Source organism: Aliidiomarina sedimenti, assembly GCF_003986955.1.
Lineage (GTDB): Bacteria > Pseudomonadota > Gammaproteobacteria > Enterobacterales > Alteromonadaceae > Aliidiomarina > Aliidiomarina sedimenti.
Genome location: NZ_PIPN01000005.1, coordinates 22,175 through 34,218 on the forward strand (window position 1 = coordinate 22,175; position 12,044 = coordinate 34,218).

The 12,044-nt window shown below is 51.5% G+C and carries 14 protein-coding genes; 8 read left to right on the forward strand and 6 right to left on the reverse strand.

Annotated elements, in window-relative coordinates; genetic code table 11:
* Positions 1 to 108: 108 nt before the first annotated feature.
* Positions 109 to 654 (reverse strand): thioesterase family protein, encoded by a 546-nt coding sequence (locus CWE12_RS10745; protein WP_126789722.1) that lies wholly within the window; start codon positions 652 to 654, stop codon positions 109 to 111.
* 236 nt (positions 655 to 890) lie between these two features.
* Between CWE12_RS10745 and CWE12_RS10750 the strand changes: the two genes are divergently transcribed.
* Positions 891 to 1,298 carry a hypothetical protein gene (locus CWE12_RS10750; protein WP_126789723.1) on the forward strand — a complete coding sequence of 136 codons (408 nt, stop codon included), beginning with the start codon at positions 891 to 893 and terminating at the stop codon, positions 1,296 to 1,298.
* Positions 1,299 to 1,379: 81 nt separating this feature from the next.
* Here CWE12_RS10750 and CWE12_RS10755 read toward each other — a convergent pair whose 3' ends face one another.
* A complete protein-coding gene (locus CWE12_RS10755) occupies positions 1,380 to 2,312 on the reverse strand; it encodes an isopenicillin N synthase family dioxygenase (protein ID WP_126789724.1) in 933 nt (310 codons plus the stop codon).
* A 136-nt stretch (positions 2,313 to 2,448) separates the two neighbouring features.
* On the opposite strand from CWE12_RS10755, the gene CWE12_RS10760 reads away from it, so the two are divergent.
* The 7 genes from CWE12_RS10760 (at position 2,449) to CWE12_RS10790 (ending at position 8,597) form a co-directional block, all read left to right on the forward strand.
* Positions 2,449 to 2,802, forward strand: a complete 354-nt coding sequence (locus tag CWE12_RS10760) for a hypothetical protein (protein ID WP_126789725.1) — start codon at positions 2,449 to 2,451, stop codon at positions 2,800 to 2,802.
* A gap of 31 nt (positions 2,803 to 2,833) precedes the next feature.
* Positions 2,834 to 3,460, forward strand: a complete 627-nt coding sequence (locus CWE12_RS10765; RefSeq protein WP_126789726.1) for a hypothetical protein — start codon at positions 2,834 to 2,836, stop codon at positions 3,458 to 3,460.
* Between the two features lie 88 nt (positions 3,461 to 3,548).
* Positions 3,549 to 4,133 carry a hypothetical protein gene (locus tag CWE12_RS10770; protein WP_126789727.1) on the forward strand — a complete coding sequence of 195 codons (585 nt, stop codon included), beginning with the start codon at positions 3,549 to 3,551 and terminating at the stop codon, positions 4,131 to 4,133.
* A 174-nt stretch (positions 4,134 to 4,307) separates the two neighbouring features.
* Positions 4,308 to 5,879 (forward strand): AbgT family transporter, encoded by a 1,572-nt coding sequence (locus tag CWE12_RS10775; RefSeq protein ID WP_126789728.1) that lies wholly within the window; start codon positions 4,308 to 4,310, stop codon positions 5,877 to 5,879.
* Between the two features lie 115 nt (positions 5,880 to 5,994).
* Positions 5,995 to 7,161, forward strand: coding sequence for an acetylornithine deacetylase (gene argE, locus CWE12_RS10780; RefSeq protein ID WP_126789729.1), 1,167 nt, complete (start codon positions 5,995 to 5,997; stop codon positions 7,159 to 7,161).
* A gap of 15 nt (positions 7,162 to 7,176) precedes the next feature.
* Positions 7,177 to 7,758: a ribonuclease HII gene (gene rnhB / locus CWE12_RS10785; protein ID WP_126789730.1), complete on the forward strand. Its 582-nt coding sequence runs from the start codon at positions 7,177 to 7,179 to the stop codon at positions 7,756 to 7,758.
* Positions 7,759 to 7,814: 56 nt separating this feature from the next.
* Entirely contained in the window at positions 7,815 to 8,597 is a 783-nt protein-coding gene (locus tag CWE12_RS10790; protein WP_126789731.1) for an SDR family oxidoreductase, read from the forward strand.
* Positions 8,598 to 8,607: 10 nt separating this feature from the next.
* Here the strand turns inward: CWE12_RS10790 and CWE12_RS10795 are convergent, their stop codons facing one another.
* From CWE12_RS10795 to pgsB, 4 genes are read right to left on the reverse strand one after another with little or no spacing between them, the layout of a single operon-like run.
* Positions 8,608 to 9,069, reverse strand: coding sequence for a methyltransferase family protein (locus CWE12_RS10795; protein WP_126789732.1), 462 nt, complete (start codon positions 9,067 to 9,069; stop codon positions 8,608 to 8,610).
* A gap of 28 nt (positions 9,070 to 9,097) precedes the next feature.
* A complete protein-coding gene (pgsW, locus tag CWE12_RS10800; RefSeq protein ID WP_126789733.1) occupies positions 9,098 to 10,249 on the reverse strand; it encodes a poly-gamma-glutamate system protein in 1,152 nt (383 codons plus the stop codon).
* A gap of 11 nt (positions 10,250 to 10,260) precedes the next feature.
* The gene (gene pgsC, locus CWE12_RS10805; protein ID WP_126789734.1) at positions 10,261 to 10,836 is read right to left on the reverse strand and encodes a poly-gamma-glutamate biosynthesis protein PgsC; all 576 of its coding nucleotides are present in this window, start codon (positions 10,834 to 10,836) and stop codon (positions 10,261 to 10,263) included.
* Positions 10,833 to 12,038, reverse strand: coding sequence for a poly-gamma-glutamate synthase PgsB (gene pgsB / locus CWE12_RS10810; protein WP_126789735.1), 1,206 nt, complete (start codon positions 12,036 to 12,038; stop codon positions 10,833 to 10,835). The genes pgsC and pgsB overlap by 4 nt, the downstream gene beginning before the upstream one ends.
* Between the last annotated feature and the right edge of the window lie 6 nt (positions 12,039 to 12,044).

Sequence of the window (12,044 nt, forward strand, 5' to 3'; positions counted from 1 at the left end):
CACTCTTAATTTTTTGTCATGGATGACACCCTGATATGTGTTGCGTTAAGAGTGAGTTTACGGCGCCCCCTCCCCCGGGGCGCTTTTTTTTTGCCCTGCTTTTAATTCTTATACTTGGCCAGCTTTTGAACTGGCTGTCAACTCATCCAGCGTCAGCGCCCAGTGCTCAACCCAGCCAGGCAATTGCGGCGATTCAAGGTGCGCATTGCCGGTAGCGTCCATCAATTGCTGAGGCGTCAGGCCGCCCTTACGGTTCCAGAACATGCCCCGAATCACCACAATAGCCGCCACATTGTTCTTTGCGTCCAATATTTTGTGCTCTATGAACGCCCACTTGTGGTTCCAGCCAAGCAAACGCGTCTCCACATAAAAGCGATCGAATGCCTTTAATTGCCGCATATAACGCGCGGTCACATCGCCAATAACCGGGATCGCTTTATGTTTACGTGCCACTTGCAGACAGCCGGAACGGATAAACCAGTCTACCCGGCCTAAGTCGGCAAAACTAAGATAACGACCATTGTTGACGTGCATATTGACGTCCAGATCATTGGGCAAGGCGCGTGAGCGGACGCGTAAAGTTTGCAGTGGACTCACCCGCCCCTTACGTACCCGTTTAAGCAGTATCCAGAGTAAACGTAGTAATAAATTCATAACTATCTAAATCCGCTGAAATAATGCTTTACGCTAGCATAATCAGGGGGCTATAAGCGAGGTCTGACCAGAAATTACAAACAATTCATTTGGACGTCTAGACAGCCTTACTTCCTTTTGCTAGGCTTGACTGGCTCGATTGAGCGCCGCCGATTTAACACCTGCAACTTGCGGGCGGCTAATAAATACCGCTAAAGCGCGCATTGCGCGCGAACCAGACATTTTTGGAGTTCGCCATGAGTATACAATTAGAAATATCCCGCCCTACTCAACCCGATCAGCACTGTGTGAAGTGCCGTCAGCCTCATCAGGCCGGGCAACACCGGGTGGTCCATAACCAGCAAATTTCACTATTCGCTAATTCGACCCCGTTGTTTGACCAGCCTTATGGCACCGAAGAAGTACGCCTGAGTGATGGTTGGTTTTATTTAAGTCTGCACTGTCCGGTCAAACCCGTGCTGCAAACGCTAAAAGCCGAGAAGCTGCCGTGGTTGTGTCCGCACTGCGCCGGCTATGAGGGTATTAGTAACCTCGATGCCCCGGGGGCCACCATTCTTAATGATAACGGTGAGCAACGGGCGACCGGCGTTCACCATCTGTTCGACAAACAGCGGCATGAACAGCAGGCGGAAAAACTGCTGTAGCCCGTCAGTCGACACTGTCCTGCAGTACAAAAAAGCCTGCAATAATGCAGGCTTTTTTAGGCGGTCTGGGTGACAACGCGGCTATTTCAGTAAGCCAATCTCTCGCAACCGCTCATTCAGGTACTCGTCTGCGGTGATCGGTTCAAACTGCTTTGGGTTATCCTCGCTATGGCAGGTTTCCAGCGCATCAATCACCACATCCGGATTGAAATGAAGGAAAAACGGAATCGAATAGCGTGACTTATGGCTGTATGGGGTGGGCGGATTAACTACCCGATGCGTCGTTGAAGGCAGCACACCATTGGTCAAGCGTTGCAACATATCGCCAACGTTGCAGATAATGGCTCCGTCAATAATGGTTACCGGAATCCACTCCCCGGATTTTGAAAGCACTTCGAGGCCAGGTTCACGAGAACCCACCAGTAGTGTAATCACGTTAATATCTTCATGCGCGCCAGCCCGCACTGATGGCGTACCTTCGTCAATAATAGGTGGGTAGTGTAGCGGACGCAGGATTGAATTCCCTGAGTCGACACGGCTTTCAAAGTAATCGCGCTCTTCACCCAAATACACAGCAATGCCTGCCAACACACGGCGACCAAGCTTATCCAGCTCGTTAAACAGAGATAGCATTCGGGTTTTAAATTCGGGCACTTCGGCTGGCCACACATTGGGCTGCAACTGGGGGTATTTTGGTGTGCCTTCAATCTCGCGCCCAACATGCCAGAATTCTTTCAGGTCGACATGGGTGGCGTCTTTCGCAATTTCAGTCCCGAATGGGGTATAACCCCGCGCCCCGCCCTGACCAGGCATATGATACTGCTTTTTTATTTCATCTGGTAAAGCAAAGAGTTCACGGCTAATATCAAGCGCATCATGAATGATGTCGTTATCAAGACCATGCTGAGTAAGAGCGACAAAGCCGTTGACTTCATAACCTTCGCCAATCGCCTGAACGAAGCCTTCGAAATCACTATCGTAACGGCTCATGTCAACATGTGGGATAGAATTCATAAAAATACCTTTGCTACACTACAAATTTCATCGGCGCATTGTAACCGAATGTGATTCACGGCACACTTGATTCATACTAATTTATGCATTACTGCTGAGTTTTGAAATAATGAGCGAAACATCAAAGAACCCCTCAATGTTTGAACTGCGTTGGTTCAAAACCTTTATCTGGACCCTGGCGACTTTCTTCGCCATTTTGTTCGTGCTGCCGTTGGCGTACGAACTGTTCGTCATAGCGACGCCGGAAATGGATGCCAGCGCAGAGCGAAATTCACGTCAACTGGTCCAGTTTACCTCCAATATATTTTCCTGGGTGGCCCTGTTTTTAGGCTGTCTGGTGGCATGGAACCAGCGCCAGACCCATATCCGCCGGGAACGCCTGCATAAACGGGTGATCGAACGCACTCGCGAAAAACGTCGTCAGGCGCGCGAAGCCCAGTACGAAAAACTGTACGGTAAAAAGCCGCCAAAAGGCCGCTCAGCCTCTTAGATTAAGCACCATCACCATGCGAGGACACATTATGCGCTCTCTGATTAGTTTACTGATCCTTTCTGCTGGTCTGCTATACAGCGGACTGGTTACTGCCCAGGCGACGTTCCCAAACTATGTCGAGCCCTCGTACAGCAACCTGACTCTGGCGTATACCCAGGCTGATTTCGAAGACTACAGTCCAACCGCGGATGATCTTAGTATCCGTTTTGAACAACGACTCATGCCAACTATATATGTCAGCGGCCAGTTCCATGAATTCAGCGAAGCAGTAGACAACCATGCAGTCGGACTTGAGCTGGAAGACGCTCAGCTCGGTATCGGCTGGATGGACCGCTCGCAGGTTGGGCCTCATGTCGACGCATCCGTGCTGATTGGTCGTGAGACCTACCGACGGCCCAACATGGCCCTGCCCGGCAATCAGTTCTATGACGAAAGCAATTATTTTGGCTTGCAGATAGGATTACGTGAAGTACATGGCCCACTGGAACTCCATGCGGGCGCCGCTTACCTTTTTCATGACAGCGAGCAGGACAACCAGATACGCTGGCATGTCACTGGCTATATCAACCTGTGGGCCAACTTGTCAGTTGGCTTACGCTACCAGGACAACGACTGGTATAGCTTACGCAGTGTAGAACTGCGCTTACGCTGGTAACCTTAGCCAGTTTATTGTTGAGAAGCACCGGCAGGCGACATACACTTAGCACTACTTCGATCGCAGTGACTATGATGTATAAGAGCTTATGAAAAATTTACCTGCTGTTATTTCCCTCAGTGCTTGTCTCGCTTCTGCCGCCTTCTCCGTGTCTGCGCAGTCTCTGAATCTGACTCAACCGAGTTACACCCATTTCTCCGGCAGCATTGGGGAAAACTCCCGCGGCTATCGCAGTTATAACCTTGATACTGAGTATGAGATTGGCCACAAACTGTTCGTTACCGGCACTTATCAGCACGTTCGGCAGCGTTTCAACGATGACACCACCTTCCGTGAAAGCATTATTGACCTTGGCATCGGCCGCTACTTTACCGTCTATGATCGCACCACACTCGATGTCTCTGTGTCGCTTGGCAATTTCACCCAAAGCAGCAATCCGTTCAGTGCCTCGGGCAACACCTTCTATACCCTGAACAGTGGCCTCCGCCGCCGGCATGACATGTTCGAATACCGCCTTGGCTACCGTTACATCGATATGGAAAGTTTCGACAGCAACCATGGTATTGTCGCTTCCGCCCATATCTACTTCACCCCGCAAACTGCTTTAGGTGTTTATTTTAACGACGTTTACTCCAACTCCAACTGGAGTTTGGGCATGCGCTTTTTGTTCTGATCCGACCTGCTCCAGACAGCTTACTATCATCCCTGAGCGCCATTTAGTCTGGACTTCCACGGTAAAACGGGTACTGGTCAGTACCCGTCAGCTCATGTATGCTTAGCCAGTTTTGAACATTTACTATAACGATGCTTTGTAAAAGCACTGCGCTATTCATACGGGGAATATCCAATGAGTGATAACAACACCGTCGCCGAAAATAAAGACGGCCTGCTCAACCGTATCCTGAATAAAGTCGAAGTTATTGGTAACAAACTGCCTGATCCGGCAGTGATGTTTGCCGGACTGCTCGTCATTATCTGGGTACTCAGTCTAATTCTTTCTCAGCTATCATTCACTGACACACACCCGTTAACGGGTAATGAAGTTGGTGTAAATAACCTGCTGGCAGCGGAGCCAATGGCAGAGTTTCTGTCTACGATGGTAACTACCTTCATGCACTTCGCCCCGCTAGGTGTGGTTTTAGTTGCTATGCTGGGGGTCGGCGTCGCAGAACGCAGTGGTTTCATTAATGTAGCCATCAAGCTGATGCTTAACGTGACACCAAAGCTACTACTCACGCCAGTGCTTATTTTAGTGGCGATTATCAGCCACACCGCAGTAGATGCCGGATATGTATTGGTAATTCCTTTGGGCGGAATTATCTTCTATGCCGCAGGTCGACATCCATTAGCGGGTATCGCCGCAGCATTTGCCGGGGTGTCCGGCGGTTTTAGCGCGAACTTTGTGCCGAGTGCCATCGACCCAATGCTAATGACTTTTACTCAGGAAGCGGCGCAGCTCTTCGACCCATCGGTCGTCCTTAATCCATTAAATAACTGGTACTTTACGGCAGCATCCAGTTTTATCGTTGTTGCTGTAGGTTGGTGGCTGACAGATAAAGTCATTGAACCACGCTTACAGGGCACCGAAATTGATGGTGACGTCGACGATATCCCTGTTATTGAAGAAGTCAGCCCCCGCGATCGTAAAGCGTTCTATGTTGCCTCTACGGTCATAGTGATGCTGATAGCACTGTTGATTGCCGCAGCCATGCCGGAAAACTCCGCATTACGCGACCCTGTGACTGGCGATCTGGCGGTCGCAGGTGCCCCGCTCATGCAGTCCATCGTAGCTCTTATTTTCCTGTTCTTCTGGATCCCAGGGATTGTGCATGGTTTCATCGCCGGTGCCTTCACGTCCAGTCGCGATGTAGTCATAGCGATGAGTAAAGCGATGGAAGGTATGGCTTACTACATGGTAATGGCTTTCTTCTGCGCACTCTTTATCAAAGCTTTTGGCGACTCGAATATTGGTGTCATTCTCTCAATTAAAGGTGCTAACTTCCTGCAGTCATTGGGAATGCCTGGCGTACTGACCTTAGTAGGAATTATTTTCCTGGTTGGCCTGATAAATCTGTTCGTCGGCTCAGCAGCGGCAAAATGGGGTCTGATTGCTCCAATTTTCGTTCCAATGCTGATGCAGCTTGGTCTATCTCCTGATCTGACCCAAGCCGCCTACCGGGTCGGTGACTCAGCAACTAATATTATCACGCCACTATTGCCATACTTCCCACTCGTTGTTGTTTACTGCCAACGTTATGTGAAGGGAACCGGCATAGGTACACTGGTTTCCTTGATGTTGCCATTCTCGGTAGTACTACTGGTAGTCTGGTCAGCGTTCTTAATCCTTTACTGGACCGTCGGTGCCCAGATTGGCCTGCCTTTGGGTCTGGATGCAAACTATATCTATCCGGCTAACTAACGAATAGCTTAGAATTTAACCGTTTAAAAGAGCGCCCTTGTGGCGCTCTTTTTCATTCTATTTGCATGCTATGATACCGGCTAATGCCCCTTTTGAGTTGAACGAGGTTACCACCATGTCATCCTTGCCCGGTTTTATTAGCATGTATTCGGAACTTGTTGCGGCGCCCTCGGTGTCATGCCTCGACCCGTCCTGGGATACCAGTAACAAAGCGGTCATCGACAAACTGGCTGGCTGGTTCGAAAGCTTAGGTTTTCAGGTTCAGGTTAACCAGCTTGATGCTCAGCAAGGCAAGTTCAATATGCTCGCCAGCTATTGCCCGGCGGGTAACAGTGACGGCGGTTTACTGCTGGCTGGCCATACTGACACGGTGCCGTGGGATGAAGGCCGCTGGACCCGGGACCCGTTCAAACTGACAGAAGCCGATGGCAAGCTTTACGGTTTAGGCAGTGCCGATATGAAAGGCTTCTTTGCCTTTATCCTCGAGGCGTTGCGAGATAAAGATCTCAGTACCCTGAAAAAGCCGTTACGTATTCTCGCCACTGCCGATGAAGAAACCACTATGGCAGGTGCACGCGAACTGAATAAATTTCCCGACTTAAAGCCTGACTACGCGGTTATTGGCGAGCCCACCAATATGGCGCCCGTTATTATGCACAAAGGCCACCTGACGGAGTGTGTGCGGGTTACCGGACGCAGTGGCCATAGTTCCAACCCTGCGGCAGGACTCAACGCGATCGAAGTCATGCATGAGGTGATCAGCGAACTACTCGCCACCAAGCAGGAGATGGCCGCAAACTACCAGCAACCCGCATTTGAAGTTCCCTACCCAACTCTGAACCTTGGGCATATTCACGGAGGGGATGCGGCCAATCGTATTTGCGCCTGTTGTGAGCTGCACCTTGATATGCGGCCTCTGCCAGGGATGAACATTGATGACCTTTACAGCATGCTCAACAGTCGGTTACATGATGTGCAGCAGCGCTATCCTGACGCCATTGCAGTGCATTCAATGCATGCTCCTATACCTGGTTATGCATGCCCGGCCGACTCGGCTATCGTCAAGCTGGCTGAAGAACTCAGCGGCGAAAAAGCGCAGCCCGCCAACTATTGCACCGAAGCCCCCTTCGTGCAGGATCTTGGCTGTGAAACCATCATCATGGGTCCAGGGTCAATCCGCCAGGCGCATCAGCCTGATGAATACATTACCTTAGCGGAAATTAACCCTTCACAACAACAACTTAGCCGTTTAATCGAACGGGTCTGCGGCAACTTAGCATAGGAAAAATAACAGAACATGGATTTTGCAAAGTTCACTCTACTCTGCGGCGTTGATGAAGCTGGGCGGGGTCCGATTGCCGGCCCGGTCGTTGCTGCCGCGGTCATTCTCGATCCGGCACATCCGATCGAAGGGGTCACCGATTCAAAGAAGTTAAGCGAGAAGAAGCGTCAGCTACTCAGTGAGAGTATTAAGCAGCATGCACTCTACTGGGCCATCGCGCAGTGTGATGTTGAAGAAATTGACCAGCTGAATATTCTCCACGCGTCGATGCTGGCGATGAGCCGTGCGGTCGCTGCGTTACCAGTGGCGCCAGAGCATGTGCTCATAGACGGCAACAGACTGCCTGACTTAAAGGTGCCCGCCACCGCGATTATTAAAGGTGACGCCAGTGAAGCCTGCATTGGTGCGGCTTCGATTCTGGCTAAAGTCGAACGTGACCGGCAGATGCTCGAATGGCACGCAAAGTACCCCGTATATGACTTTGCCCGACACAAAGCCTACCCGACCCCGCAGCATCTGCAATTAATCCGTGAACATGGGATAACCCCGATCCACCGTCGTAGTTTTCGGCCTGTGCGTGAATTATTGACGGTCTAGTTTCCGTCTAGACGCCGCATAGCCGACTGACCAATAAAAACAAAAGCGAGTTCCTGATGAGTAAAATAAACGGCAAAACGATTTGGTTAACGGGTGCGTCCTCCGGTATCGGCTTGGCACTGGCGGAGCAATTAGCCGCCGAAGGCGCCAACCTGGTGCTGACGGCCCGCAATGAAGATAAATTACGCGAGATAGCGAACCGCTTGCCAGGCACTCACCTGGTATTGCCGCTGGATTTATCCCGCCCGGAAAAAGCGGTTAACCGCGCTGAAGCCTTTCTGGACGACATTAAGGTCGATATTCTGATCAACAACGCCGGCATTTCACAACGCAGCCTGGCGTTGGAGACTGATTTTGAAGTCTACCGGGACCTGATGGAAGTGAATTATTTTAGTGTGGTGGCGCTGAGTAAGCTGATTGCACCGCGTTTGGTTGACCAGGGTGATGGTCACATTGTGACCGTCGCCAGTGTAGCCGGCAAAGTTGGCAGTAAACGACGTTCAGGGTATTCCGGAGCTAAGTTTGCGGTTATCGGGTTTATGGACTGTTTTCGTGCTGAACTGGCGGACAAAAACGTGCGCTGCTTAACCGTGTGCCCGGGGTTTGTTCACACTCAGATTGCACATAACGCATTAGTTGGCGACGGTTCAGCGCTCGGACAAGCCGACCCTGATAATGCAGGGGGTATTTCCGCCGCCCAGTGCGCCACTGAAATAATCGCCGCCATCAAAGCAGATAAAGATGAGATTATTGTCGGCAAGGGACTATCGAAAGTTGCCCCTGTGCTACACCGTTTCTTACCGGGCCTGGTACGGCGGATGGTTGCAAAGCGAAACTAGTCTTGCGGGTTTAAATCCAGCGACGGACCTTTTGCTGATAAGCCAGATACGCTTCACCGAAGTGTTGCGACAACGCCCGTTCTTCCGGCTGGATCTGAAAACGATTCATATAGAGGACGAACAGCGGCAACCACAACACCGCGGTGAGTGCGCCTAACCACAGCGCGAACCCGGTCAGTGCCAGCAAAAACCCCAGATACATCGGATTGCGACTAACCTTGAAGACCCCTTCGGTTATTAAGGTGTTGCTGTCTTCCGGCTTAAGCGGATTGACCGTGGTCTGAGCCGCATAGCAGGTGCGCACGCCAGAGACTGCTATCTGGAAACCAGCAATGGCAAACACCAATGCGATAGCAAGCTGACCAGCAAAGGTAACCAATACCAGCGGCACGTATGCGGTAACTAACCACATACAGGCCGCTGTCACTACCACCACCAGCAAGGGTGGAATTTTCAGTTCTAGTTTATTCACAAGCTACCCAAACGTTATAAGTCCTTGTTTACACCATGGGTTTGACGCCTTTGCCACTATGCCCCTGGCGATTCCAGAAACCGATAATACCACCAGAGCGAACCATCAGCCAGGTGAGACCAACCAGAATAAGTCCAAGTATAAAAGCCAGGATGCGCGAATACCGGGTGCTTGAATAAACCCCACCGTCGCCAACCGGAACCGGGTTTCGTGATGCAATTGGCAGCCCATAGCGCTCTGCCATGTCTTTTACGCCGATAAAGTGAATGGCGGGCACGCCCTCGCGTAAAAAGTATCCCATCACTGTATCCACAGCAAACGCTCGTGCCGGGGCGTTACGCAATAAGCCGGGTGCAAATAAACTATCGATACTCGGAGGGCCGACGATGGTGGCGCCGCCACCTACGTTGATAAAGGCTTTAAACGGACGACCCGACGAGTGTTCACGATAGAGCGCAATGCGGTCGGCAACTGCCTCCTGGTAGTTACTCGGCTGAATGTAACTCGCCCCGCTACGTTCAATAGCTTCGCGGATAATACTGCGGCCTTCTGCCGATAAATCTGCGCCACGGTCTTCGACACCGCCTATCGAGGCAGCGACAGGCCGTAGCGTCAACAGATCCGCATCACGAAGCTCACGCTCCATATCCAGCCACAGCAAACCTGGTAAGTTAGCACCATATTGAGAGGACGACCCCGACGCGATAATAACGGCTTCTGCACCTAATGCCTCAATCGCAGCGTAGACAGCTATATTCAACGCTGGAAACGAACCGGATACAGCGACCGCAACTAAATCCCCCTCTTCCACCTCGGCATCCGCCAATAATTTCACCGCAACTGCGCCCCAATTGGGGTTGACTGAGGTTTGCTTTGACTCCAGACCGCCGATGGTCGTTGTGACTTCGCTACTCGATGGTCCTATCAAACCTGATCGCTGCGGGTCAGTTTCCGGGTTTATCGGCCGCAAATTGCTGCGCACCGAACGGATCACATCATAGCTGTCGCGAACCGTGCCTGAGGCCGCCACCATCGTTGAATAATGCTCTTCAATCACCGGATCCCGCACCTGGATTTTTTCAGCCGCGAGTAGGATAACAATCGCCATGGCCGCGAGAAAAATAAGTCCCCAGGCTGGAACCTGCGACGAACGCCAGTAAATCTTGGTGTATTTACTCATACTCTGTCTCCTTACCAACCTGGCATTTGTATTGTTTGCTGCGCTTCATAGGCCATCAGCGCATCGGGCATCAGAATGATTAAAGCCAGACGCACCAGCACCGCGGTAACGGCCAGACCACAGAGGGTCTGCAGTACGCCTTGCCGGTCAAACCAAATCGCAATCAGACCGGGGATGATATAACCGATAATGCTGGTTTCCATCACCGCCATCATAAAACCTGACTCCAGCTGAGCGACCTGTGCTTCCGCTTCACCGGTCTGGCCAATCATTTCCAGATCCGCCCAGGAGACCAGACTACCGAGGAACAAATCGATTAACCCTGCAATCAGGTAACCCGTCAGGATCATAATAATCGTCTGACGACGGCCATAGATAACCACATAGGTCGACACCATACGCACAATAAGAAAGGTGACGAACGCGGCGAATAAGGTTACTGCGACGCTGAGCGGACTCATAAGCTGCAGGGCCATATAGCCCGGCACAACCAGTCCTCCCGCTGCGAGTCCAAATGTGGTGCTTAGTACCAGGGTAAAGAACAGGCCGATGCCGATGGCAACAGCAAGAATATTTAGCGCTATCATAAGTCTTCCTCTTTCAACGCACGGTTCTGGAAAAAGCGCGCGACGTCTTCACCGCCACCATGAATATTGCACATACCGACAACCAGGGATCTATACCCGCATTCTTCAAACAGAGTTTCGATAATGTCAGTCATTGCGCCCTGTTCCATCACCACAATTCGGTTTGGGTCAATCCCGGCTCTGACCGCCATACGCACAAACATCAAGGTGCCGGACCCCATCACCACGTACTTATCCGGTGCTGTCCAGTTCACGGCAGCTTCTGCCATTTGTTGAGAGCGATGCGGCCGGTCCGCGCGGCAGTTAACCAGCGCGATACGCCGACGACCTTCGCCATGACGTTTGATTAAACGCTCCCAGATATGGCCTGTGGATTCGGGATCATTGGCGGCAAATGCATTGACGAAAATCATATCCCGATTGAAGTACTCAAGGTGCAGGATGCGCATTGCACCGGCTTCAGGTTCAAGGTCGATCATGCCTTGCAACGCTGCTTGTCTCTCAACCCCGAGGTGTTGGCAGACCTTCAGAGCCAACGCGATATTCTCGGCATGCTCGCTATACTGGAACTGGCTGAGAATATCGTCGCCAATCGCTTTGACTTCAGTCTCGCTGACACCGTGCAGATCGCTTTTGCGATCCTCGGTTGAAGTGCGAAAGACATGCAATAAGTCTCGTTCAGCCGTAAACAAAGCCCCTTTCACTGGTGTACTGCCAGCTAGTGCTAATGCCACGTCTTCCTCACCCGGCCCCATCACATCAAGGTGGTCAGGTCGCGCATTGGTGATGACACCAAGGTTTGAACGGACCATTTTCAGTTCAGTGAGCGACTGATAATGAGGCTGCAACGCCATGCACTCAACCACGACAATGTCCGGACGGAACTTTGCCATTCGCGCCATCAGTCGCATTTGCTCAATAATATTCGCGCCGCTAATCCGGTAGAGTGCAAATTCACGCCCTTCCGGATCAGTGAATGCGGCGGCTGAACCAGTGGTTTTTGCACAGACCCGCTTGCCGCCACCGCGTAACCCAGCAGCAATAAGTCTGGTTACGCTGGTTTTGCCGCGGGTCCCGTTGACATGAATACGAACTGGTATGGATTTGATTACTCGCCGGTGATGCCAGGCTTCAACAGCACCGGCAACCACCAGCACAAGCCAAAGCGCCGCCATAACCAGCAGTGTGTCAGGTATGGCCACATTGAT